The sequence below is a fragment of the Pedobacter endophyticus genome, from assembly GCF_015679185.1.
Lineage (GTDB): Bacteria > Bacteroidota > Bacteroidia > Sphingobacteriales > Sphingobacteriaceae > Pedobacter > Pedobacter endophyticus.
In genome coordinates this window covers 1,700,513-1,724,703 of sequence record NZ_CP064939.1, presented here as the reverse complement: position 1 = coordinate 1,724,703, position 24,191 = coordinate 1,700,513, and the positions used below count along the sequence as shown (strand labels likewise).

Annotated in this window: 27 protein-coding genes; 18 read left to right on the top strand and 9 right to left on the bottom strand. The window is 40.5% G+C overall.

The features are described from left to right. The first annotated feature begins 163 nt into the window (after nt 1-163). The 3 genes from IZT61_RS06835 to IZT61_RS22195 are packed head-to-tail and all read left to right on the top strand — an operon-like array spanning nt 164 to nt 827. Nucleotides 164-370 carry a hypothetical protein gene (locus IZT61_RS06835; protein WP_196100423.1) on the top strand — a complete coding sequence of 69 codons (207 nt, stop codon included), beginning with the start codon at nt 164-166 and terminating at the stop codon, nt 368-370. Beyond that, the gene (locus IZT61_RS22200) at nt 367-645 is read left to right on the top strand and encodes a hypothetical protein (RefSeq protein ID WP_230383887.1); all 279 of its coding nucleotides are present in this window, start codon (nt 367-369) and stop codon (nt 643-645) included. Before IZT61_RS06835 ends, IZT61_RS22200 begins: the two co-directional genes overlap by 4 nt. Continuing rightward, nucleotides 642-827, top strand: a complete 186-nt coding sequence (locus IZT61_RS22195) for a hypothetical protein (RefSeq protein ID WP_230383886.1) — start codon at nt 642-644, stop codon at nt 825-827. Before IZT61_RS22200 ends, IZT61_RS22195 begins: the two co-directional genes overlap by 4 nt. Here IZT61_RS22195 and IZT61_RS06825 read toward each other — a convergent pair. The 9 genes from IZT61_RS06825 to hisG all read right to left on the bottom strand — a co-directional run bounded on the left by IZT61_RS06825 (nt 824) and on the right by hisG (nt 9,830). After that, nucleotides 824-1,723 carry a WD40 repeat domain-containing protein gene (locus IZT61_RS06825; RefSeq protein WP_196100422.1) on the bottom strand — a complete coding sequence of 300 codons (900 nt, stop codon included), beginning with the start codon at nt 1,721-1,723 and terminating at the stop codon, nt 824-826. The genes IZT61_RS22195 and IZT61_RS06825 overlap by 4 nt on opposite strands. A 240-nt stretch (nt 1,724-1,963) precedes the next feature. After that, on the bottom strand, nt 1,964-2,566 hold the full coding sequence (gene hisIE / locus IZT61_RS06820) for a bifunctional phosphoribosyl-AMP cyclohydrolase/phosphoribosyl-ATP diphosphatase HisIE (protein WP_196100421.1): 603 nt from the start codon (nt 2,564-2,566) through the stop codon (nt 1,964-1,966). A gap of 108 nt (nt 2,567-2,674) precedes the next feature. Next, nucleotides 2,675-3,430, bottom strand: coding sequence for an imidazole glycerol phosphate synthase subunit HisF (gene hisF, locus IZT61_RS06815; protein WP_196100420.1), 756 nt, complete (start codon nt 3,428-3,430; stop codon nt 2,675-2,677). Nucleotides 3,431-3,564: 134 nt separating this feature from the next. Continuing rightward, the gene (gene hisA, locus IZT61_RS06810; RefSeq protein WP_196100419.1) at nt 3,565-4,314 is read right to left on the bottom strand and encodes a 1-(5-phosphoribosyl)-5-[(5-phosphoribosylamino)methylideneamino]imidazole-4-carboxamide isomerase; all 750 of its coding nucleotides are present in this window, start codon (nt 4,312-4,314) and stop codon (nt 3,565-3,567) included. A gap of 1 nt (nt 4,315) precedes the next feature. Further along, a complete protein-coding gene (gene hisH, locus IZT61_RS06805; RefSeq protein WP_196100418.1) occupies nt 4,316-4,909 on the bottom strand; it encodes an imidazole glycerol phosphate synthase subunit HisH in 594 nt (197 codons plus the stop codon). 202 nt (nt 4,910-5,111) lie between these two features. After that, entirely contained in the window at nt 5,112-6,245 is a 1,134-nt protein-coding gene (hisB, locus tag IZT61_RS06800; RefSeq protein WP_196100417.1) for a bifunctional histidinol-phosphatase/imidazoleglycerol-phosphate dehydratase HisB, read from the bottom strand. A 3-nt stretch (nt 6,246-6,248) separates the two neighbouring features. Then, the gene (gene hisC, locus IZT61_RS06795; protein WP_196100416.1) at nt 6,249-7,289 is read right to left on the bottom strand and encodes a histidinol-phosphate transaminase; all 1,041 of its coding nucleotides are present in this window, start codon (nt 7,287-7,289) and stop codon (nt 6,249-6,251) included. A gap of 321 nt (nt 7,290-7,610) precedes the next feature. Then, complete coding sequence (gene hisD / locus IZT61_RS06790) at nt 7,611-8,918, bottom strand: histidinol dehydrogenase (protein ID WP_196100415.1); 1,308 nt, start codon at nt 8,916-8,918, stop codon at nt 7,611-7,613. A gap of 60 nt (nt 8,919-8,978) precedes the next feature. After that, nucleotides 8,979-9,830, bottom strand: coding sequence for an ATP phosphoribosyltransferase (gene hisG, locus IZT61_RS06785; RefSeq protein WP_196100414.1), 852 nt, complete (start codon nt 9,828-9,830; stop codon nt 8,979-8,981). 276 nt (nt 9,831-10,106) lie between these two features. Between hisG and IZT61_RS06780 the strand changes: the two genes are divergently transcribed. From IZT61_RS06780 to IZT61_RS06710, 15 genes are all read left to right on the top strand, one after another. After that, on the top strand, nt 10,107-11,669 hold the full coding sequence (locus tag IZT61_RS06780) for a L,D-transpeptidase scaffold domain-containing protein (RefSeq protein WP_196100413.1): 1,563 nt from the start codon (nt 10,107-10,109) through the stop codon (nt 11,667-11,669). A gap of 18 nt (nt 11,670-11,687) precedes the next feature. Continuing rightward, entirely contained in the window at nt 11,688-12,092 is a 405-nt protein-coding gene (locus IZT61_RS06775) for a hypothetical protein (RefSeq protein ID WP_196100412.1), read from the top strand. A gap of 27 nt (nt 12,093-12,119) precedes the next feature. Further along, nucleotides 12,120-12,284: a hypothetical protein gene (locus IZT61_RS06770; RefSeq protein WP_196100411.1), complete on the top strand. Its 165-nt coding sequence runs from the start codon at nt 12,120-12,122 to the stop codon at nt 12,282-12,284. A gap of 36 nt (nt 12,285-12,320) precedes the next feature. Further along, nucleotides 12,321-14,360 (top strand): BatA domain-containing protein, encoded by a 2,040-nt coding sequence (locus IZT61_RS06765; protein ID WP_196100410.1) that lies wholly within the window; start codon nt 12,321-12,323, stop codon nt 14,358-14,360. Then, nucleotides 14,357-15,613, top strand: a complete 1,257-nt coding sequence (locus IZT61_RS06760) for a dihydroorotase (RefSeq protein WP_196100409.1) — start codon at nt 14,357-14,359, stop codon at nt 15,611-15,613. The genes IZT61_RS06765 and IZT61_RS06760 overlap by 4 nt, the downstream gene beginning before the upstream one ends. 69 nt (nt 15,614-15,682) lie before the next feature. Further along, nucleotides 15,683-16,351, top strand: coding sequence for a hypothetical protein (locus IZT61_RS06755; RefSeq protein ID WP_196100408.1), 669 nt, complete (start codon nt 15,683-15,685; stop codon nt 16,349-16,351). 16 nt (nt 16,352-16,367) lie between these two features. Next, complete coding sequence (locus tag IZT61_RS06750) at nt 16,368-16,937, top strand: DUF4199 domain-containing protein (RefSeq protein WP_196100407.1); 570 nt, start codon at nt 16,368-16,370, stop codon at nt 16,935-16,937. 116 nt (nt 16,938-17,053) lie between these two features. Then, complete coding sequence (locus IZT61_RS06745; RefSeq protein WP_196100406.1) at nt 17,054-17,293, top strand: type II toxin-antitoxin system HicB family antitoxin; 240 nt, start codon at nt 17,054-17,056, stop codon at nt 17,291-17,293. A 197-nt stretch (nt 17,294-17,490) separates the two neighbouring features. Further along, nucleotides 17,491-18,441 carry a glycosyltransferase family 2 protein gene (locus IZT61_RS06740; protein ID WP_196100405.1) on the top strand — a complete coding sequence of 317 codons (951 nt, stop codon included), beginning with the start codon at nt 17,491-17,493 and terminating at the stop codon, nt 18,439-18,441. A 162-nt stretch (nt 18,442-18,603) separates the two neighbouring features. Next, nucleotides 18,604-19,572: a glycosyltransferase gene (locus IZT61_RS06735; RefSeq protein ID WP_196100404.1), complete on the top strand. Its 969-nt coding sequence runs from the start codon at nt 18,604-18,606 to the stop codon at nt 19,570-19,572. Further along, nucleotides 19,569-20,396 (top strand): hypothetical protein, encoded by an 828-nt coding sequence (locus IZT61_RS06730; protein WP_196100403.1) that lies wholly within the window; start codon nt 19,569-19,571, stop codon nt 20,394-20,396. The genes IZT61_RS06735 and IZT61_RS06730 overlap by 4 nt, the downstream gene beginning before the upstream one ends. A 178-nt stretch (nt 20,397-20,574) precedes the next feature. Continuing rightward, nucleotides 20,575-20,811, top strand: a complete 237-nt coding sequence (locus IZT61_RS06725; RefSeq protein WP_196100402.1) for a DUF433 domain-containing protein — start codon at nt 20,575-20,577, stop codon at nt 20,809-20,811. Then, complete coding sequence (locus IZT61_RS06720; protein WP_196100401.1) at nt 20,808-21,164, top strand: DUF5615 family PIN-like protein; 357 nt, start codon at nt 20,808-20,810, stop codon at nt 21,162-21,164. Before IZT61_RS06725 ends, IZT61_RS06720 begins: the two co-directional genes overlap by 4 nt. 187 nt (nt 21,165-21,351) lie before the next feature. Then, nucleotides 21,352-22,851 carry a GH3 auxin-responsive promoter family protein gene (locus IZT61_RS06715; RefSeq protein WP_196100400.1) on the top strand — a complete coding sequence of 500 codons (1,500 nt, stop codon included), beginning with the start codon at nt 21,352-21,354 and terminating at the stop codon, nt 22,849-22,851. Between the two features lie 160 nt (nt 22,852-23,011). Next, nucleotides 23,012-24,172: a 1-deoxy-D-xylulose-5-phosphate reductoisomerase gene (locus IZT61_RS06710; protein ID WP_196100399.1), complete on the top strand. Its 1,161-nt coding sequence runs from the start codon at nt 23,012-23,014 to the stop codon at nt 24,170-24,172. The last annotated feature ends 19 nt before the right edge of the window (nt 24,173-24,191 follow it).

Below are 24,191 nucleotides of genomic sequence, written 5' to 3'. Positions count from 1 at the left end.
TAATCAGGATTTGCAATCCTGATTTAAATAGCTCTGGATTTTAAATCCAGTGTTAGATAGGATCAGATTGGAAATCTCGGCCAGCACTGTTTTGAGTGCACTTGTGCCTAAAAAAAAAAACTACTATTTTTCATTATATTTGCTCATATTAATTTTGAAAATTATGGAGCAAAAAGTTAGGAAAATGGCCATGGTGATGAATAAATTTAATATGCTGGAACATGATGAGGCATATGAAAACTTGAATTATTGGCTAACTAAGTCTCCACAGGAAAGAATTTCAGCGGTTACTTTTCTGATAAATCAAACTTTAAAGCCTGGACAAAGAATGGATAAAACAAAGTTTAAAAAAGCTATTATCCGGAAATGATTCTCTCCAATGATTTTGAAGATTTTTTATTGCTTCTTAACCAATATGAGGTAGATTATCTAATTGTGGGGGGTTATGCTATGGCATTTCACGGAAAACCAAGATATACAGGAGACTTGGACGTTTGGATTGATATCTCTGAAGAAAATGCATCTAAGATGGTAATGGTCATTAATGACTTTGGATTTGCCTCAGTTGGCTTTACTAAAGCAGACTTTTCGAAACCAAACTTAATTAATCAGATTGGTTTTCCTCCTTTAAGAATCGATATTTGACGAGCATAGACGGAGTAATATTTGAAGAAGCTTATTCTGAAAGGTTGATAATAGAACTCGACGATGATTTGAAAGTAAACTATATTGGCTTGGACGAATTGATAAAGAATAAGAAATCAAGTGGACGAAAAATTGATATTGCAGATGTTGCTGACCTTGAAAAGAAACGCGAAAATCCCTAACCCTCCATTTCCCAAATCATCAACTGCCTGTCATCGCCGGTAGAAATTAAATACTTACCATCATTGCTCCACATTATTTTATTGATGGAATGTGTATGGCCAATGCCTGTTTTTTCTAAACTTAAAATTTTATACAGCTTAAAGTTCTCGGCATCCCAAATTTTTATGCTTTTATCTTGACTGCTGGTTGCGAAATAGGGTAGGGTTGGGTGAAAAGAGATATCATAAACCGTAAACATATGCGCCGGAATATTTTGCAGAAGCTCGTAATTAGGTAGGCTCCAAATTTTCAGCTGCGCATCTCTGCTTCCAGAAATCAGGTATTTGCCCTCCGGGTGGTAAGCTAACGATGTAACCGGTAATGAATGGCTGTCTAAATTCTGTTTGATGCTATAATCATTAAGGTTGTAAATCTTGATTAAGTGGTCTTTGCATCCAAAAGCGATTTCGGTTTCATCGGGCGAGATTGCAATAGCCCTTACGGTATCATAAGCGGCCTGAAAGCGATATATTTCTTTAAAATCATTAAGCGACCACACGGCAACTGTTCCATCTTCGCCAGTAGTTAAGAGTTCATTTTTGCCTTTAACCGTCTGAATATTGAAAATGGGTTTCGTGTGTGCATTAATTCGTTCGATTACCTTTTGCGCATTAAAATCATACACACTGAATGCCCCACTGCGTTCGCCAACAAAAAGCTGGTTGTTGTAATAATGCAGGTAATACACCGAACTTTGAACGGGCATCATTACCTTAACAAAGGCCATCGTTTCCAGCGACCATTCTACAACGCCCTTGTCATTCCCTGCACTGAAAAAAGTTTCATCGCGATCGGAATTTGCCAACGCATAAATAGGATTTTGATGGCCAGAAAGGGTTTTGAGGTGTTTAAGCATGGTTTATTAAGGTTTAAGGCGAAATGTGGAGGGAAATGGAGGTTTAAGGTGAAAGGTGTAGGGAAATAGAGGTTTAAGGCGGAAGGTGTAAGGTCTAAGGTTTTTGCACGTAGCACAAATTGCGATTTAGCGCTTTGTTTTTGGTTCGGGATAGCGCCTTCTAACTTACGCCTTTGACCCTCTGCCTCTAACTTCAGGCTCGGGATAGCGCCCTATACCTTACACCTTTTACCTTCTACCTTATTTATGCCTTTTCTCTAAATTTTTCGCAATATCTTGTATGGATAGTCCTTTCTCTTTCAATAAAAATAGCAGGTGAAAAACTAAATCTGAAGCCTCGCCAATTAACTCTTCTTCCGTTTCTGCAAGTGCGGCAATTACAGTTTCAACGCCTTCTTCACCAACTTTTTGTGCAATTTTGTTCAAGCCCTTGCCACGCATTTTGTTGATGTACGAACCTTCAACCGGATTTTCGTATCTATCATTTATGATGTTTTCAAGCTCGAAGATAAAGTTTTGATTAAACTCCGTTTTAAAACAGCTGCGACTTCCTGTATGGCAAGTAGGGCCTACCGCATCAGCCTTGATTAAAACGGTGTCGTTATCGCAATCAACAAAAAGTTCTTTTACATAAAGGAAGTTGTTGCTGGTTTCTCCTTTTGTCCAAAGGCGGTTTTTTGAGCGTGAAAAGAACGTAACCTTACCTTCAGTTTGTGTTTTTTCGAGCGCCTCAGCATTCATGTAACCGAGCATTAAAACCTCCAGGGTTTTATAGTCCTGAATAATTACTGGAAGTAAGCCAGCCGTTTTATCCCAATCAAGGGTACTAACATCAATAGTCATTTTATTTGTTTTTGCTGTCATGCTGAGGAACGAAGCATCCCCGACTAACTCGGGCAGGTGTTTCATCGCTTGCAGATCCTTCCTTCGTCAGGATGACAGCGTTAAGTTTTATATTCTAACTGGAATTTGCTGTCTTTTAAGCTCCTGCTTCAAATCCGGAATCAGAATCTCGCCATAGTGAAAAACCGATGCCGCAAGAGCTGCATCGACATTTGCTTTTTGGAAAACCTCGGCAAAATGAGTCATATTTCCTGCGCCACCTGAAGCAATAATCGGGATGTTAATCATCTGGTTTACTTTGCTGAGTAGCTCACAATCGAAACCCGATTTTGTGCCATCATGATCCATCGAGGTGAGCAAAATTTCGCCTGCACCTAAATTTTCGGCCTGCTTAATCCAGGTTTCTGTTTCAAGTTCAGTAATTAATCGCCCACCGTTTAAGTGAACCCTGTTTTTGCCGTCAACGTGTTTAGTGTCGACCGCTAAAACTACAAACTGAACGCCAAACGTGTTTGCCAGTTCTTCAATGAGTTTGGGGTTCCGTACCGCTGCGGAGTTGATGCTGATTTTGTCTGCGCCGGCATTTAACAGGGCATCCGCGTCGGCAATTTCTGTAAGTCCCCCGCCAATGGTAAAGGGAATATTGAGCTGCCGTGCTACAGATTTCACCATTTCTACCATGGTTTTGCGTCGTTCGTGAGTGGCTGTAATGTCTAAAAACACCAATTCATCGGCACCTTGCTGCGCGTATTGAGCGGCGAGTTCTACCGGGTCGCCTGCATCGCGTAAGTCGACAAAGTTGACGCCCTTTACCGTGCGACCGTCTTTAACGTCTAAACAGGGGATTATTCTTTTTGATAACATTTGTTTGTGTTTTCGTCATGCTGAATTTATTTCAGCATCTTTTATGTAAATAAAGACCCTGAAATAAATTCAGGGTGACGACCGATGTGAGATTGCTTCGTGCCTCGCAATGACGATCGTGTTAATTTTTTGCCCTATATAGTGCTCAAAGCTCTCAAATTCCACTCTTTAATCTCTTCGATGGTAATTCTGTCTTCGTAAATTGCCTTTCCAACAACTACGCTTCTAATCGGGTATTTGGCCAGCTCATGAATGTCTTCCATTGAACTTACACCACCTGAAGCAATCAATTTGATCATTGGAGAGTGTTCGAGCAGTTTTTTATACAATTCGATGGCAGCACCGCCCAGCTTTCCGTCTTTGCTGATATCTGTACATAAGAAACGGAAGAACCCTAAGGCAAGGCACTTATCCACGTAATCCATTAATTTAATTGGCGAACTTTCCATCCAGCCCGAGTATTTAATTACCTCGTCCAAAACATCAATAGCGATTACAATTCGATTTGCGTAATTGTCTTTTTTGGCAAAAGCCTCGCTTAACTGTTGCAAAAAATCGGGGTTGGTAATGGCCTGGGTGCCAACAATAACACGGTGGATTCCGGCGTCAAGTAGATTGGTTACCTGCTCAATTGTACGGATCCCGCCACCGTACTGTACCCTCATTTCGGTTTTCTTAATAATTTCGAAAAGGGATTTCTGGTTGCTGAAATCGCCTTTGGCACCGTTAAGATCAATAATGTGGATGAAATCTGTTCCGTTTGAACGATACTTTTCTATCATATCGGCGATAGAAACATCGTATTCAGTTTTTTGGTTGTAATCTCCCTCACGAAGTCTAACAACCTTTCCATCCAAAATATCAATAGCAGGAATTATGTACATTTTATAAGCTTAAGTTTGAAAAATTCTTTAATATCTGTTCGCCAGCCTTGCCCGATTTTTCGGGGTGGAACTGAACGCCATAAAAATTATCTTTTTGTACCGCCGCCGAAAACTGTAAACCGTAGTTGGCAGAGGCGATGTCAAAAGTAGGGTTATATTCAATAAAGTACGAATGAACGAAGTAAAATTGTGCATTATCTTCAACACCTTCAAATAAGGAATTGTTTTTATGGTGCACCGCATTCCAGCCCATGTGTGGAACTTTGATATTCAATGTGTTACCGAATTTTTTGGTTTTTACCGGTACGATATCCAAAAGTTCCGCATCACCCTCTTCAGAATGTGCGGTGATGAGCTGCATGCCTACGCAAATGCCCAAAACCGGCTTTTGTAATTGCTTTATGGCCTCAATTAGCCCTGTTTGCTTTAGCTTTTCCATCGCTGCACCAGCATGCCCCACACCAGGGATGATGATATGGCTATATTTTTCGAGGTCAGCCTCAGTGTTTACCATGCCGTACGCTACATTTAAACGTGCCAAAGCTGCAGTTAAAGAGAAAATGTTGCCAGCGCCGTAATTTACTATTCCAATCATTTTAGTATCAAGTATTTAGTATCGAGTATCAAGACTCAATACTTTGTCTATTAATTTGAAAACGAATGTCAGTTTTTCAAAGGTTAAGGAGTCCTGTGTCAAAGGCACTACAAAGCAAAAAGATTTTCATTGCTATGGGAGTTATTATATGATGTTCTGTGCATCTTAAACCCTCAGCCTTTTACCTTTTAACCCTCAACCTTTAAAGCATTCCCTTTGTACTCGGCAGAACCATTTTTTCGGCATCACGCTTAATCGCCATCTTAATCGCTTTTGCGAAAGCCTTAAAGATAGCCTCAATTTTGTGATGTTCGTTATCGCCTTCTGCTTTTATGTTTAAATTACATTTTGCGGCATCGCTGAACGACTTGAAAAAGTGATAAAACATCTCTGTTGGCATGTCGCCTACTTTCTCTCGTTTAAATTCAGCATCCCAAACAATCCAGTTGCGGCCGCCAAAATCTATGGCCACTTGCGCTAAACAATCGTCCATAGGCAAGCAAAAACCATAGCGTTCAATGCCGAGCTTATTTCCCAAACCTTTGGCAAATGCTTCGCCAAGTGCAATTCCGGTGTCTTCTATCGTATGGTGCTCGTCGATATGCAAATCGCCCTTGGCTAGAATTTCCAAATCTACACTTCCGTGCCTGGCAATTTGATCCAGCATGTGATCGAAAAAGTTTAAGCCTGTTTCAATTTTCGCTTTTCCTGTTCCGTCAAGGTCCAGGTTAATGGCAATATCCGTTTCATTGGTTTTGCGAACGTGGCTTATTTTTCTGCTTCCAGCTTTGAGCAAATTGTAAATATCTTCCCATTTTTGGGTTTCCAAAATTATAATATCGAGCAGGGTTTCGTGCTTATCTAAAGCTTCGGTAGAACCCAGGGCATCATTTTGACGAAGAAATATTGCTTTTGCACCTAAATTTTTTGCCAGAACCACATCGTTTAGTCGGTCGCCGATAACATATGAGTTTTTCAAGTCATAATCGCCGCCCAAATATTTTGTCAATAGGCCCGTGCCTGGCTTTCGGGTTGGGGCGTTGTCTTTCGCAAAAGTTCTGTCGATAATGATCTCACTAAAATTTACGCCTTCGCCAGCGAATGTGTCTAACATAAAGTTATGAATGGGCCAGAAGTTTTCTTCAGGATTGGACGGAGTTCCCAGTCCATCCTGATTGGTTACCATAACCAATTCGTAATCCATTTCGGCCGCAATTTTCGAAAGGTAATAAAGCGAGCGGGGGTAAAATTTCAACTTCGCAAAACTATCTACCTGTTCATCATCTGGCTCAATATTTAACGTTCCGTCGCGGTCTATGAATAGTACTTTCTTCATTTTTTAAAAATTTTTCAGAATAGTTAAGAGTTGATCATTTTCTTCTTTCGTACCCACGGTAATTCGCAGGCAACCCTCGCATAAGGTAACTTTCGATCGGTCGCGAACGATGATTCCTTCATCAACCAAAGTGTCGTAAATTTTAGTTGCATCGTTTACCGCTGTTAATATAAAATTAGCATCCGACGGATAAACTTTTGTAACGATATTTAATGCATTTAATTCTTCAGATAGTCGGTCTCTTTCAGCCACAGATTCTTTGATCCAATCGTTTACTTGCGCTATGTTTTTTAGTGCTTCGAAAGCCAGATCTTGAGTCGCCTGATTGATGTTATAAGGCGGCTTAATTTTGTTCAAAACATCGATCACTTTTCGTGATGAAAACGCCATTCCCAAACGCAAAGCGGCGAGGCCCCAGGCCTTCGAAAAAGTTTGTAAAACTACCAGGTTTGCGTACTCGGTTAGCTCTTGAATAAACGTCTTTTGGCGGGCGTAATTGATGTACGCTTCATCCACCACAACGATGCCATTAAAGTTGGTTAAAATGGTTTCAATATCTTCGCGGTTTATCGAATTTCCGGTGGGATTATTCGGCGAGCAAATGAAGATTAATTTTGTGTTTTTATCAATCGTTTCTGCAATCTTTTCCATGTCTAACTGGAAGTTCGGCAACAAACTCACTTTGCGTATTTCCACATCGTTAATGTTGGCCGAAACCTCGTACATTCCGTACGTTGGTGGCAGTACAATTACGTTGTCTTTTCCGGGGTTGCAAAACGCCCGAAACAGCAAGTCGATAGCCTCGTCGCTTCCGTTGCCCAAAAAGGTATTCTCAATCGGCACGCCCTTGATTTTGCTGATGGCATCCTTTAAATCAAGCTGCAAAGGATCGGGGTAGCGGTTATAGTTGGCCGGTAGGGGAGAACCGTAGCTGTTCTCGTTAGCATCTAAAAATACCGATGCCTGGCCCTTAAACTCATCTCTGGCGGTAGAGTACGGCTTAAGGTTTTTTATGTTTTCTCTAACTAAATCGTTAATATCCATATCTAAAGGTGAAAGGCGTAAGGCGTAAGGTAAAAGGGATTGGCGTGTTGCCTAAACGTTTTTTACTTTATATCTCACACAGTTTTTAATCATATTTAAGGTTAAAGTCCGAGGTCGGAGGTCCGAAAGTCGGATGATATTGTTTGTTATTTGATGTCATTTTCCCTCTTCGGGTTGTTATGCTCTCCCTAACTGGGCGGGCAAGGATTGAAGAGATTTTACAAGTTTTTTTTTACTTCAGTCTTTCTGCTTTCTTTTACCACCCCGTCCTTAGGGCACCGCTCTAGAGGGGGATTGTATGGCGCTTTAGTCTTTTAGTCTTTAGACTTCGGACTCCGGCCTTCCGACTTTCCGACTTCTTCTAATCGTAATTGCATTTTTATGTGCTTGTAAGCCCTCGGCGGCGGCAAGTGTTTCCACTGTTTCACCGATGTTATTTAATCCATTGGCCGACAGGTGCTGAAAGGTAATCTTTTTAAGAAAAGCATCAGTTGATACGCCGGAATACGCTTTGGCAAAGCCGCTGGTGGGCAAGGTATGGTTAGTGCCTGAGGCATAATCGCCGGCACTTTCCGGTGTAAGGTTCCCTAAAAATACCGATCCTGCATTGATTATCAAGGGAATTAGCTCCTCAAAATTTTCTGTCGCAAGAATTAGATGTTCAGGCGCATACTCGTTTGAAAAATTCATCGCTGATGCCAAATCATCAACCAATACGGCATACGAATTAGCTATTGCCTTGGCCGCTATTTCCTTTCTTGGAAGTATAGCCAACTGATTTTCAACTGCTAACAACGTTTGCTCAATAATTTCTTTTGAGGTAGATACTAAAATTGCCTGACTATCAGCGCCATGTTCGGCTTGTGCGAGCAAGTCGGCCGCTATATATGACGGATTGGCAGTGGTATCGGCAATTACCAAAACCTCTGATGGACCCGCGGGCATATCGATGGCAACCTTATTTTGTACCATCGTTTTTGCCGTGGTAACATAGCGATTGCCGGGGCCAAAGATCTTATACACTTGCGGAATGGTTTCGGTTCCAAAGGCCATTGCGGCAACGGCCTGTGCGCCTCCAGTCAGATAAATTTTGTCGATACCCAAAAGCACTGCGCAGTACGCCAAATAACAGTTCGTTTTGCCATCATTTTGGGGCGGCGAGCAAACCACAATTTTTTTACAGCCCGCGATAATTGCAGGTGTTGCAAGCATTAAAAAGGTGCTCGGCAAAACCGCTGTTCCACCGGGTATATATAGGCCAACTTTTTCAATTGCACGCGATTCCCGCCAGCAAACCACACCGGGCATGGTTTCTATTTTATCCTCAGTTTTTAATTGAGATTGGTGAAAGGCCCTGATGTTTTGATAGGCTGTTTCAATTGCTTTTTTTGCATCGGCTGGAATGGTTGACGCGATCGCTTTTAGTTCTTCTGCGTCTAAAAAAAGTTTCTCCAGCTCCACTTTGTCAAAAGCTTTGGCGAAATTGAAGAGCGCTTGATCACCTTCTTTTTTTACTGTATTTACGATTTCTGCAACACGCTCTTCAACCAATTTATCGTCGTCGATTTGCCTCGAACACAGCTCTTCAATTTTTGATTTAGATAAATCTGTATAATTGTAGACTTTCAATGTTTTATAATTTAAAATTAACTATTAGTTAATATGAATTTATGTGTTTTCGAGTGGTTTTTAGGTGATAATTTTTTCAATTGGCATCACTAAAATTCCTTCCGCACCGGCAGCTTTTAAGCTGTTGATTTTCTCCCAAAAATCTTCCTCGGCAATTACCGAATGAACAGCAACCCAATCGGGTTCGAACAACGGAACTACAGTTGGACTTTTAACGCCGGGCAACAAATCTACCACTTTTTGCAGGTTATCTTTTGATACGTTTAGTACGACATATTTGTTCGACTTGGCGCTCAAAACTGAACGGATTCTTTGCAACAATTCGGCAACTTCAGGGTTATCAAGTATCGATTTATTTCCGATTAAAATGGCTTCCGATTGCATCACATCGGCGAACGGTTTTAGCCCATTGCTCTTTAGTGTTCCGCCTGTAGAAACGATGTCGAAAATGGCATCACTTAATCCCAAACCCGGGCCAATTTCTACGGATCCGGAAATGGTTCTGATATCAGATTTTATGCCTTTTTCAGTTAAGAATTTTTCGAGAATTACGGGGTATGATGTGGCGATTGCTTTGCCATTTAAATCTTCCAGTTCTTGAATGTCGCTGCCTTTCTGAATGGCGATTTTTAGCGTGCATTTTCCGAAGCCCAAACGCTGCAGGTATTCAACGCCAGCCTTAGTTTCAGTAATCACATTTTCGCCTACAATACCAAGGTCGGCAATGCCATCTTGCACGTACTCCGGAATGTCATCATCGCGAAGGAAAAGAATCTCTAAAGGAAAGTTTTGAACGGTTGATATTAATGAGCTTTTATAGTTCTCGAAAGAGAGACCACAATTTTTTAATATTTCTACGGATTTTTCGTTTAACCTACCCGATTTCTGGATAGCAATTTTAAGTGTTTTCAAAGTATTGAATATAGAATGAACAAGAAATAATTTTACGGAAAAATAGTTTTGAAGTACAAAACAAACATATCATATCGCCTAACGGCGATGGTGTAAATGTAAGTAATGGTTCAAAGTTAAATTCATAAAATATTTATGCCCAGTATCAATACGTTAGCTGATATGCGGTGGCAAATATAGCGTTTGAAACCGTAAATCAAAAAATAATGGCACTTAATTTGCCCATATTGTGTTTTAGCTTGCAATAGACTTATTTTTGTATTAAATTTTTACGTATTGAAGAACATCCGCTTTCTAATTGTCCCTGTTGTTTTGTTCATTTCCGCTTGTGGCTGGTTTAAATCTCCCCCTGAGATTGGAAAAGTTTTGGCTGAACACTTTAAAAATAATATTTATAAAGACTTCGACACTGTGGCCTACGACAGTGTTTTTGTAAATACGCTGGCATCGCTTTCGCACAATTTTGCTAATCCGAAAACAATTAAGTCGTTTTATGAGGCGAATAATGACGAGCCCAGATTGGTAACCAAATTTTTTGTTAACGGAACACTCGATTCGCTTACCCATTATTTGGAAAACAGTACAGCACACGGATTGAACCCGGCGATATTTAAAACTGATGAGATAAAAGCGCTGCTCAGGGAACTCGCGGCCAATAAATTTAAAAAGGTAGATGACGCTTATCCCGTAATTGCAAAGCTCGAAATTCTGAGTGCAAACGCCTACTTAAATTATACTAACTTTTTAAAGTTTGGCGTGGTTAATCCCCGCAACATATTTTCGCGATATTACATCAGGGTGAAGCGTCCCGATAGTGCTGGTATGCTCAATTTATTGGGATCAGATCACATGCTCGATTCGTTAAAATCGGCGCAACCCGTTTCGCCCCAATACAAGGCTTTACAGGCCGCCTACTTGAATGCAAATGGTGCAGATGAGAAGCGGATTTTAGCAGTTAATATGGAGCGCTTTCGTTGGCGAATGCCCGTTACCGGAAACAATTTTGTACAGGTTAACATTCCTGATTTTAGGTTAACCTGGTTCGATAATTTGGATACCGTTATCACCATGAAAGTTTGCGTTGGTGGTAAGCGTGAAAATGGCTATGAAGAGAAAATGAAAGTTTATCTGAAATCGCATAATTTAGATGATAAGCCCAAGAACCATGAAACGCCGTTGCTGTACAGCGAAATCAACTCGATACAGGCCAACCCGATCTGGAATATTCCGGTGAGCATTGCGCAGAGCGAAATTTACTGGATGGCCCGAAAAGACCCATATTATCTGTCTAATAGTAATATTAACGTGTACTATAAAGGCAAGTTGATAGCGGAACCCGATACCATTAACTGGGGCAACTATTCGAGAGATAAATTGCCTTTCAAGTTTAAGCAGGGCTCGGGCGACGGCAATGCGCTTGGCAAGTTTAAATTCATTTTCAATAACAGCTCGAGCATTTACCTGCACGATACGAATAACAAAAACGGCTTTGCTTTAAGAAACAGGGCAATTAGCCACGGCTGTGTTCGTATAGAAAAACCTTTGGAATTTGCCGAAAAGCTGGTAGGCGATACCTATACTTATGATAAGCTGCGGGCGGAGGTTGATTTGCCTCCCGTTGATAGTACCCACATGAAATGGTATCAAAAGCGTATGGCCGCGAAAGCCGATACCTTAAAAACCTTTCAGTTAAAGCCGGCCTGGTTTGCACCGAAAAAACGGATTCCATTATTGATTACTTATTTTACCGCCTGGTCGCAAAACGGAAGGATAGAATACCGGCCGGATGTTTATGAAATGGATGAGAAACTTTGGATGGCAATGAAGAAATATCGATAGAAGGTGTAGATTTGTGCAATGCAAGATAACCCCACTTTTAATCATCAGGCTGATCTCGTAAATAGTGCCATCAGATTTATAAACTCGTGGTTTAAGCAGTCGAAAGCAATTACGCAAGAACTGAACGACTTTTTTATGCTTCCCGGCAAAAAGGTTGTTAGCAAAGAGGTAATTATAAGTAAATTGAAAGGTATTTTCGGTCAGGCTGATGAATATGTCGGCGGTAGATACGACATTATCGATGTCAATTTCGAATTACTTAGCGACGGAAAGGGAATGGGTTTTGTTGAAGGTGTCGCCGGCTTCAGGTCGGTGGTTAACAAAGAATCAAAAATTGTAAGCGGGCCTTTTAAGTTGTATTTTGCTCTAAATAATAACAACTGGAAGATCGTGAATATCGAGTTTCCAGGTTTTGTATATTAGTGCCTTATAAATTAATCAGACTTTGGTATGAAAGACACATCAGATGAAATAAAAGAAATGCAACTTAAATTATGGCTTGCGAAAGCGCCACAAGAAAGATTGCGCCAAATGTTGATCGATAATGAATCTCTTTACGTGTTTTGGGCCAACCTTAAACCTGCTGGTACGCGTAACATTATCAATAAAAAATAAGGCTCACTTCCATAATTTTTCTATCTTTGGTTTTTAATGAATTTCCTGTATCCGGGCTTTCTTTTCGCACTATTATCGGTTGCAATTCCGGTTATCATACATTTATTCAATTTCCGAAAGTTTAAAAAGGTTTATTTTTCTAATGTTCAGCTTTTAAAAGAAGTAGAACAGCAACATTCTTCCAAAGAGAAGATCAAAAACTTGCTGATCTTACTTTCGCGGATTCTTGCAATTATTTTCCTTGTGCTTGCTTTTGCGCAGCCGTACATCCCCGTAGCCAATCAAAAAATCAGCTCCCTTAACAATACGGTAAGTATCTATGTCGACAATTCGTATAGCATGGAGGCCGTAAACAAAGATGGTAGCTTGTTAGATGAAGCAAAGCGCAGGGCAAAGGAACTGGTGGCTGATTTTGGAATAAACGATCGTTTTCAGCTTTTGACCAACGATTTCGAGGGGAAACACCAACGGCTACTAAGCAAAGATGAGTTTTTTAAAGCGCTTGATGATGTTCAGATTTCGTCGATAAGCAGAAATCTCCAACAGATCATAAATCGGCAAGCCAGTGTTTTAACGGGCGCTGCGAATAAATATAGCTTCCTGATTTCCGATTTCCAGCGGAACATGTCGAACGGCAAACAGTTGCAAACGAAAGACGACATTCAGTATTCAGTTCTCAAACTAAACGCAACCACGCTGCCCAATGTAGCTGTAGATAGCGTTTGGATGCTTTCGCCCAACCATCAACCCGGTGCAAGCGAAAAGCTCGTTGTTCAATTGAAAAACTATTCTGAAGAGGAGGCGCAACGCATTCCATTAAAGCTTACCATTAACAATCAGCAAAAGGGGTTGAGCTCGGCTACCATTGCGGCAGGTAAAACCAGGCGAGATACATTTAGCTTTTCGGGGCTGGCGGCAGGGTGGCAAAAAGGTGTAATCAGCATGAAAGATTTTCCGGTAACGTTTGATGACAGCCTTTTTTTTAGCTTCAAGGTAGAGCAGAGCCGCTCTGTGCTATCTATAAACGGCCCCGGTGTTGGAAGTTACATCAAAGCGCTTTTTGGAGCAGATCATTACTACAAGCTTACTGAAAATCCTGAAAGCAACATTAACTATAACGGGTTCGCAGATTATGGCCTGATTGTGCTGAACGGACTAAAAAATCCATCGAGCGGACTGGCGCAGCAATTAAAAAGTTATTTAAATGGTGGCGGAACCGTTGCTGTTTTTCCCGATTTGGATGCCGATATACAATCTTATAACGCTTTTTTAAGCAGCCTCTCATTGCCGGTTATCGATAACTTAAACAAGGCAGAAACTAAGGTAGACCGCATTGATTTACAACATCCGATATTTAAAGGTGTTTTTGAGCAGGTTCCCAAAAATCTCGATCTGCCAACGGCAACAAGGTATTTTTCGTTCAAAGAAAGCAATTCTGCCAATAAGGAAAGCATTTTATCGTTGCCGGCAGGAAAACTCTTCTTTGGGAGGTACGGAGTGGGCAACGGATCGGTATTTTTATCAGCTACGGGGTTGGGAAACGGCGACGGTAATTTGGCCCGGCATCCGGTATTTGTACCATTGATGTATCGGTTGGCGCTAAATTCTGGACGGGAAAGCGCCTTATATTATTATTTGGGAAATGAATATGCGCTTGCAACAAAAAAAATAAATCTGGGGAAAAATCAAACCTTAAAGCTTAGTGCAAATAATTTTGAGGTGATTCCTGAGGTTAGGCAACTGAACGGTAAATCGTTGATATATGTTGCTGACCAAATAAAAAGGTCGGGCTTTTATAACCTCAATATGGCCGATTCGTTGGTGGGAGTTTATGCCTTCAACAGCGGCAGAACAGAATCAGACCTGCACTATTTGAGTAAAACCGCACTCGATAGCCTCGCCGGAAAAAGCAATTTAAAGATTTTTGATGCCGATAAAGATGCGGTGAAGTTACTTGCAGGCGCAAATAAAATAGGGCAAACTTTATGGAAACTTTGTCTAATTTTGTCGCTGATTTTTATTGCGGCAGAAATCCTGCTCATCCGATTTTTTAATAAACCTAAAAAAACAATATGAATCTCCTAGTTAAAAATGTAACCATCGCCGATCCACAAAGTAGTTTTAACAAACAAAGCTGCGATGTTAGCATAGTTGATGGTAAAATTCAAAGCATAGGAAAATTAACTCCCCAAAACGATCAAACCGTTTTCGATGGCGAGGGTTGTTTTCTAACACCGGGATTTTTTGATCTGAATTGTGTTGCCGGCGATCCGGGCTTTGAAACCAAGGAAGATCTGCAAACCTTAACCAGCGCAGCTAAAGCAGGAGGTTTTACTGGGCTGGCGCTATTACCACAAACAAGTCCGGTTGTGCAATCGAAATCGCAGGTAGAATATATTATCAATAAAACGAAGGCGAATTTAGTTGATGTTTTGCCAATTGGGGCAATCAGCCAAAACCGCGAAGGAAAGGAACTGGCCGAACTGTTCGATATGCAGCAGGCAGGTGCTGTGGCTTTCTCTGATGGCGACAGGCCATTGCAGGATGATGGTTTTATGAGCCGTGCGCTCCAGTATGGTAAAGGTTTCGACGCTTTGTTGATGGTTTATCCGGAGAATAAATCAATTGCTGGAAAATCGCAAATTAACGAGAGCAAAAACTCTGTTTTGTTAGGTATGAAAGGCATGCCCGCGTTGGCAGAAGAAATGCACATCGCACGCGATATTTTTTTGGCTGCCTATAACGAAACCAAGGTTCATATCAGCAATATTTCTACCGCGGGTTCGGTAGCGCTTATCCGCAAGGCGAAAAAAGATGGTGTTCGCGTTTCGTGCGATGTTACCGCCCATCATCTGGTGTTTACTGAAGAACTTTTGGCCGATTTCGACAGCAATTACAAAGTTAAACCGCCACTGCGGAGCCAAGCGGATGTAAAGGCTTTAATAGCAGGACTAAAAGATGGTACAATTGATGCCATCACCTCGCAACATCGCCCGGAGGAGATTGAGTTTAAAAATGTTGAATTCGAAATTGCCCATTACGGCATTATCGCACTTCAAACCGTACTTCCATTGTTGCTAAGGGCCGGTCTCGATTCGGGTTTAATTGCAGAAAAGTTGGCCGTTAATCCACGCAAATTGTTAAATTTAGCAATTCCGGTAATCGAAGAAGGGGCAAATGCAAACTTTACAGTCTTCAATCCAACCGAAAAGTGGCAGTATAATTCAGCAAGCAACTTCTCAAAATCAGCTAACAGCCCATTGTTGGGCACTGAACTTACCGGAAAGGTTATGTTGGCAGTTAACAATGGACAGATCTTTAAAGCGTAAAGAGAACGATTTAGTTAACTCAGGCCACAGAGCATTTTGTCTTGATACGAACTACTTGATACTAAAACTATGGATAACAGAGTAAAAAATGCGCTTGTCGCATCGTTGAATAAATATGCCGAGGTTTCGGCGATAAACGTCGAAAATTTCGAAACCGAGCTGGTAGCCGCTTTTGAACTCGATGTAAATTTTTTGGATAAGGTTACCGCCTTTGATGAAGTTTTTGATTCGCACCCAAAATTTGAGGAGTTACGCGAAGTGTTTTTCGATTTGCTGATGATTAATTTCTTCAGTAGCGATGTTCAGAAACTAGAAGATGATTATTTGGAGGGCGATGAATGGGCAAATATTGAAGAGGATACCATTGACAGGGGAACGGAATTACTAAACCTGCTGCTTTATATTAAAGAGTGTAAGGATGAAGACCTTGAACCTGAACTGGGCGATTTTTTGAAAGAATTTTTGTTAGTTGAAGATGACGAGTTCCAAGATGAATTTGAAATTTATGAGGAAATGATCAGCAACCAGAATTTGGCAGAAAGCAGTGTTGAGGCTATTTGCAAGGCTGCTGAAAAATTAAACATCAGCGAAGAATTACAAGCGCTTTTTGTGCCGTTTATGGTTTTTTTCCTCGATGTAGAAGGCAGCGCAACCACCACCAAAGAATTAACACAATTTAGTAGTAACAAAGCTTTTGAAACTGCATCTTATACATTGATAACAACCATTAACAACTAAATTAAACTTCTTTATTATGGACAAAAGTGCTCAAATTTCCCAACTATCGCTTAAATACGGCTTCATCCTTGCGGCAGTTTCAATCGTATTATCGCTTACCTTACATTTTGTAAATCCGGTATTGGTTTACACCAATTTTATGGTTTCGATCGGAATTTTTATCGTTTTTATTGCGTTACTGGTTATTTCTGGAATCAACATTCGCAAGGAGATTGGTGGGTTTTGGACTTTTGGCGAGGCATTCAAAGCTTTTTTAATTATATCGCTAATTTTGGCGATAACGGCTACACTTTACAATTTTGTATTGATGAAGTTTATCGACCCTGATTTGCCGGCGAGAGCAGCTGCCGCTATTGAGGATGCTCAACGGGCAATGATGGCTAAATTTGGCCTGGGTAATGACGAAATTGATGCCGCACTGGAAAAGGGTGGAAATATGCAGGAAAAGCTTGAGCCTAACTTCAAAAACACGTTTACTAGCTTTGGCGTTTCTATCGCATCATATGGTATAATCTCATTGATTTTGGCTGCAATATTAAAAAGAAAAGAACCTGAAACCTTTAATACCTTCCCAACGGAGGCATAATTGTTTTCCTAATTTTGCCGTCCGAATTTAGCATGTTCAAAATTCTTTTCCATATCTTTATTGAAGTTGTTTGTGCGAAGAATTTAACAAAGGATATGGGCAAATTTGAAAACTGAATGTTGAAATTGCTTTCGGGTACTTCTGATAACCAGAAATTTGAGATAATCATTTATTGGAGTGCAGAAGATGATAGGTTTATCGCAGAAGTGCCTGAGTTGGCCGGATGTATGGCAGATGGAATGACACAGGTAGAGGCGCTAAACAACACACATGTAGTTATTCAAGAATGGATAGATACGGCGGTGAGCCTGGGCCGGGAGGTTCCAACTCAAAAAGGCAAACTCATGTACGCTTAAGTTACAAGCCATTTAAATACCAATCAAAATTTCTAACGTGCACATTTTATCATTTAATTTGATGAAATTTGCACGTTTTTTAATAATTCGTCATCCGATAGCTATCGGATGCGAACGAAGCAGGGTAACAAGGAAGGAGTGTGACATCTTACTAAATAGATTGCTTGGTGCCTCGCGATGACGATAAAGTTTAATAAATGGATATATCAGTTATAGTACCCTTATTTAACGAGGATGAATCGCTGCCTGAGTTAACGGCATGGATAGCCAAGGTAATGAACGAAAATGGTTTCAGTTACGAAATTATTCTCGTTGATGATGGCAGTACCGATCGATCGTGGGAAGTAATTGAATCGCTTCGCTTACAGAACACCGCAATTAAGGGAATCAAATTCAGAAGAAATTATGGCAAATCTGCTGCGCTAAATGTAGGTTTTGAGGCCACAAAGGGAGACGTTGTGATTACAATGGATGCGGATTTACAGGATAGCCCCGATGAGATACCCGAACTGTATCGCCGAATTAAAGAAGAAAAACTCGATTTAATTTCGGGTTGGAAAAAGAAACGCTACGATCCGATTACTAAAACAATCCCGACAAAGCTTTTTAACGCCGCAACCCGCAAAATGAGTGGCATTGAGCTGAACGATTTCAACTGCGGTCTAAAAGCCTATCGTAGTGATGTAATTAAAACCATAGAGGTTTACGGCGAAATGCACCGTTACATTCCGGTAATTGCGAAATGGGCAGGGTTTGGTAGAATTGCTGAGCAGGTAGTTGAGCACCGTGCCCGCAAATACGGAACAACAAAATTCGGTTTCAGCAGGTTTATCAATGGCTTTTTAGATCTACTTTCTATTTTCTTTGTAGGTAAATTTGGTAAGCGGCCAATGCACTTTTTTGGCTCGTTGGGTGTGCTAAGTTTTTTACTCGGCACATTTATGGCCCTATGGATGATCGGCGAGAAGCTTTACCACATCGCCGCCGAAATTCCATACAAGCGAGAAATCACCGATCAGCCACTGTTTTATATTGCCCTGGTTGCAATAGTTGTCGGCTCGCAAATGTTTTTAACCGGATTTGTAGCCGAGCTGGTTACCCGCAACGCACCCGAAAGAAACCAGTATTTAATAGAGAAGAGGGTATGAGGCAAAGGGTTTAAGGTGTAAGGTTATACCCCTAAACCCGTAACCTTTTAACGTTTAAATATAAGAGTTGTATGGCAGGAGGTTTAATGCGTTAGTTTTTTTGCACTGAAGCCCTCTACCCTAAACCCTCCACCTTTTACCTTTTGAAAGCAGCTTCAAGACATGTTTTTCTCCATCATAATTCCACTTTATAATCGTCCTCAAGAAATTGACGAGCTTTTATATACCTTAACCAGGCAAACCTATTTGCAGTTTGAGGTTTTGGTTATCGAAGATGGTTCAAAGATCGATGCTAGATCGATTGTAGATTCGTATGCAGACAAGCTTGATATCAAATACTATTTCAAGGAGAATGCAGGGCAGGGTTTTGCTCGAAATTACGCTTTTGAACGGGCAAGCGGCGATTACTTCATCATTTTCGACTCTGATATTCTGGTTCCGCCCGATTACCTGGAGATTGTTAAAAACTACCTGTTCGAACATCAGTTAGATGCTTATGGCGGGCCCGATGCGGCGCATGAGAGCTTTACGCCCGTTCAAAAGGCAATAAGCTACGCAATGACATCGCCGTTTACCACGGGCGGGATTCGCGGTAACAAAAAACACGTAGGACAGTTCCATCCGCGGAGCTTCAATATGGGCGTATCGCGACAAGCCTGGGAAAAGGTGGGTGGCTTTGTCTTAACCCGATTGGGCGAAGATATTGAATACAGCATTCGTATTCACGAAGCCGGCTTTAAAATCGGTTTGATTCCCGAAGCAAAGGTTTATCATAAGCGGCGGACAAGTTTTAGTCAGTTTTATAAGCAGCTACATTTTTTCGGTCGGGCACGGATCAACATTTATAAGCACTTCCCGAAAGAGTTGAAACTCGTTCACTTCTTTCCGGCGGTTTTTACCGTTGGACTAGGCTTTACTATTTTATGTAACTTTGTATATCAGCCATTAGCCAGTTTCTGCACCACGCTGCTGCTGATTTATTTTCTGTTGATATTTTTTCATTCGTTAGCTGTAAATAAATCGTTAAAAGTTGCATTTTTGAGCATTATTTCCTCATTGATCCAATTAACCGCTTACGGTTTAGGTTTTATTCAGGATTTATTTAAAAGAGTGGTATTTAAACAGCAATGATCAATTATCTAAAAGAAAGTACGTTCGCCGTAAACGATGTAATCCAAAAGGCCTGGAACATTTTAAGGAAAAATTATTTTTCTATTGCCACGCTATGCTTTTTGATGTTTATTACGGCAAGTGCGTCGAGCTTAATGGCATTTTTTATTAAAGATGTTAGTAAGGTGCTTAGCGCTGTTATGGCCATTGTGTTTGTGTTTTTGTATTTTACCATCAACCTGTCGTTGTTTAAATACATCTTCCATTTAATGGATGACGAAGACGATGATGTAAAAATTGTAGATACCTTGCCCACGAGGCAGCAAATTATCCGGTTCTTAATCGCCACTTTATATTTTATAGGCTGTATACTTTTTATTGGGCTCATTTTGTTTCCGGTGTTGTATGTGCTGGATCCTGTTTTGCGGTATCTGGTACAGATTGGCTGGGTTAAGAGCTTTAAAGCTACAGGCGTAATTATTACGCAGATTGCAGTTGGTATTGCTATTTTGGCGCTTTTTATCACCTGGTTGAGAATTTCATTCTTTCCATTCTTTATCATTGATAAGGATTCAAAGCCTTTCGAATCGATCAAATTGAGTTTAGCCATTACAAAAGGAAACTTTACCAAAATTTTGTTGTTGCTTTTAGTGCTGGGCGGAGGCTATTTAATTTATTTATTGTTCAACTTGTTGCACTGGCCATTTGTAGCCTTCATTGTAAATATTTTAAGTTCGTTTTTAATTGTGCCGCTTTCGAGTGTGGCGCTAACGGTGGCTTATAGAAAAATTGCAAGCGAGTACAAGGGCGATGAACACCCAGATATTTTGCATAATATTGTTTAAATCCCCAAAGGGGACTTTGAAAACGATACAATATTACGCTAATTGTAAGAATATTGGGGACGAAAGAATTTGTAAGAGGGTAGTTTTAGCTTTGTGAAGCACAATCTCGTGTTAGCACCTATTGTCTCAACCACAACTTAAAATTTAACCTAAAATTATTTTGTAAATTTGTACTGTTATGAATAGAGAACTAATAGATCGAATTACAGTTAATCCTGAAATTTGTCACGGACGACCAACGATTAGAAATACTCGTTATACAGTGGATTTGATTTTAGATTTACTGTCTGCTGGAATGTCGGAAATTGAAATCATTGAGGACTACCCCGCTCTAGAATTAGGTGACATTAAAGCATGTCTTTCATTTGCTTCGCAACTATCTCGGATTAAATCAATTGCAAAAATTCTTGCATGAAATTCTTAATCGATGCAAACTTACCTTTTAAACTTGCTTTGCATTTAAGAAACAAAGGGTTTGATGTTATTCATACAGATGACTTACCAAATAAAGAGCAAACAACTGATCGAGAAATAAGGAAAACGTCTCTTGAGCAAGATCGAGTCGTTATTTCAAAGGATTCTGATTTCTTAGATTCTCATATAATAATTGGTGTTCCGAAGAAATTTCTCTTTATTTCAACAGGTAATATTATTAATCGCAACTTAATAAACCTTATCGAAAGCAATTTAAACCAAATAGTTGATTTGCTTTCAGAGTACGATTTAATAGAAATAAATAACAAAGAAATAATAGCACACGAAAATTAACTACAACTGCCGGGTAGAGACGGTTTAGCGGTCAAAATCGCATAAAAAAAACAACATGCCAAAAATTGACCTAGGATAAAAATCTCAAGCACCCGTCAAGAAAAAAATCTTTTTAATATGTTTCAATCTCAGTTTTTTGTAAATAAGATCAATAGAAAGGGTAAGCCCTTCTAGGGGCTTGGAAGTTATGGGATTGAAATCGATGCTAAGTAAGCCTTTTGCGGCATTTGCAGTTTGGCGAATAAACCGATGGAAGAATAATGCTGTTAACGCTCAGCAGAACATTCTTGAAAGCCTGATCAGGGAGGCTAAACACACCGCTTTCGGTAAAGACCATCGCTTTAACACCATTAATAACTATAACGATTTTAAGCTGCACGTACCCGTTCGGGATTACGAAGGTTTAAAGCCTTACGTAGATCGCGTTGTGGCCGGAGAGGCGGATGTGCTTTGGAAAGGCAAACCGCTTTATTTCGCCAAAACCTCAGGAACAACTTCGGGCGTAAAGTATATTCCACTTTCAAAAGAATCGATGCCTGAGCACATTAAAGCCGCTCGAAACGCCATTTTAACTTATATTAATGAAACCGGAAAAACTGACTTTGTAAACGGAAAAATGATCTTTTTACAGGGAAGTCCGGTGTTGAGCGTAAAAAACGGCATCAACGTTGGGCGCTTATCGGGCATTGTTGCACACCATGTGCCTGCCTACCTGCAAAAAAACAGACTGCCATCATACGAAACCAATATCATTGAAGACTGGGAACAGAAAGTTGATGCCATTGTTGAGGAAACCGTTCATCAGAACATGACTTTAATATCTGGTATTCCGCCCTGGGTGCAAATGTATTTCGACAAGCTATCAGAAAAAACAGGAGGCAAAAAAATCGCTGAAATATTCAAAAACTTCAGCTTGTTTATTTATGGAGGCGTAAATTTCGAACCTTACCGGGCCAAAATAGAGCAGAGCATCGGCAGAAAAATCGATTCTATTGAAACCTATCCCGCATCTGAGGGATTTATCGCTTATCAGGATTCGCAAAAAGATAAAGGTTTATTGTTATTGGCCGATGCAGGGATATTTTATGAGTTTATTCCAGCTGATGAATACCACAACGAAAATCCAACCCGGTTATCGCTCGGCGAGGTGGAGCTAAATACCAATTATGCACTGATTTTGAATACCAATGCCGGTTTGTGGGGCTACAGTATTGGCGACACGGTTAAATTTGTGTCCAAAAATCCTTATAAGATCGTCGTTACCGGAAGGATTAAGCATTTTATCTCGGCGTTTGGCGAGCATGTAATTGGCGAAGAAGTAGAACATGCACTGTTAACAGTTGCCAACGAGGAAAAGGTAGAGATTACGGAATTTACAGTGGCGCCCCAGGTGAATCCCAACGAAGGCACGCTGCCTTACCACGAGTGGTTTATAGAGTTTTCTGCTGCGCCCAACGATTTGGCCGCTTTTAGTAAAAAAGTAGACCTGGCCCTGCAAAAGAAAAATATTTATTACTTTGACCTCATCGAAGGCAACATTTTGCAGCCATTGATAATACGTACGCTGCAAAAAGATGCCTTTGTAAATTACATGAAAAGCGAAGGGAAACTCGGCGGACAAAATAAGGTGCCGAGATTGAGTAACGACAGGAAACTGGCGGATGGGCTGGAGAAGTATATTATTTAATAACCAAATTCGTCATTGCGAGGAGGAACGACGAAGCAATCTTACCAGGCAAGTTAGATTCCTTCAGCTCAATCAGGCCCAGCTTCGCATTGACGGAACGATAATTAGGGTGAACAAAAAATGCTTAATTAAATTTTAAGCATCACGATATTAAAACGATTTGAAAAATATTTCCATATTAGGCTCTACGGGAAGCATAGGCACACAAGCCCTCGAAGTTGTTCGCGATAATCCGGACATTTTTAAGGTTTCGGTATTATCTGCGTTAAAAAATGCAGAACTACTTATTCAGCAGGCAAAGGCATTTAAACCCGAGGTTGTTGTAATTTGCGATGAAGGCCAGTATTTGCACGTAAAAGAATCATTATCACCATCAGGCATTAAGGTTTTGGCAGGAGAGGATGCTTTATCTGAGGTGGCTGCCTATCCGCAAAGCGATATTGTATTAACAGCCTTAATGGGCTCGGTTGGCTTAAAGCCGACTATTGCCGCTATCAAGGCAGGTAAAAACATTGCGCTCGCCAACAAGGAAACGCTGGTTGTGGCGGGAGAATACATCACTGCTCTAGCCAAAGCGCATCAGGTAAAAATACTTCCGGTTGATTCGGAGCATTCTGCAATTTTTCAATGTTTGGTGGGTGAGGAGCAAAATGAAATTGAAAAAATCTATTTAACCGCTTCTGGTGGCCCATTTATAGGAAAAGACCGCAATTTTTTGTCAAGCGTTAAAAAAGAACAGGCTTTAAAACACCCTAACTGGGTAATGGGGGCAAAAATAACTATCGATTCGGCCTCTTTAATGAACAAGGGTCTGGAGGTAATTGAGGCTCGGTGGTTGTTCGATCTCGATGTTGATCAAATAGACGTAATCGTTCACCCGCAATCCATAATTCACTCCATTGTGCAGTTTAACGATGGATCTATGAAAGCGCAAATGGGCGTTCCCGACATGAAATTGCCTATTCAGTATGCATTAAACTATCCCGATAGGCTAAAAAACACTTTTAAGCGTTTTAACTTTTTAGACTACCCGAATTTTAGTTTTCAGAAAGCAGATTTGGAAACTTTTAGAAACCTCAACCTGGCTTTTCAATCGTTGAGAAAAGGCGGCAACATGCCCTGTATATTAAATGCAGCCAATGAAGTTGTGGTAGCCGCTTTTTTAAAAGACGAAATTGGTTTCCTCCAAATGAGCGAAGTAATTGAGAAGTGTATGGAAGAAATCGGGTTCATAGCAAAACCACAATTGAGCGATTATTTAGAAACTGACAAACATAGCCGTATCTTAGCCGGCGAATTAGTAACAAAAAATATAAATTAACATCTAACATAAAATTTTA